Source organism: Pelomicrobium sp. G1, assembly GCF_051905455.1.
In the GTDB taxonomy this organism is placed as follows: Bacteria; Pseudomonadota; Gammaproteobacteria; order Burkholderiales; family UBA6910; genus Pelomicrobium.
The window spans coordinates 1-240 of sequence record NZ_JBQACR010000560.1; the positions used below are offsets into that span (position 1 = coordinate 1).

Genomic DNA, 240 nt, shown 5'->3' on the forward strand with positions numbered 1-240 from the left:
GGGAGCGCCTGGACCCCGCCCGCGACCTAGGACCGCAGCCGGTTCGCTTTTTCGTGCAACTGGTAGGCCGCCCGCGGCAACCGGGCCAAGGCCGGCGGCTCATGGGGCGCGTGGAGTCGGGGGCGGGAGCGCCCGGCATGGAGGTCTGGATTTACCCCGGCGCGCGCTCGGCCCAGGTGCGCACCGTGCTGTGCCTCGACGGCCCGGTGGAGCGGGCCCAAGCCGGCGACGCGGTCACCC

General features: G+C 75.8%; 1 pseudogene. It reads left to right on the forward strand.

Features of this window, described 5'->3' with window-relative positions:
* Window positions 1–240 (forward strand): annotated as a pseudogene (locus ACTFO6_RS19620) (adenylyl-sulfate kinase); the annotation flags it as partial.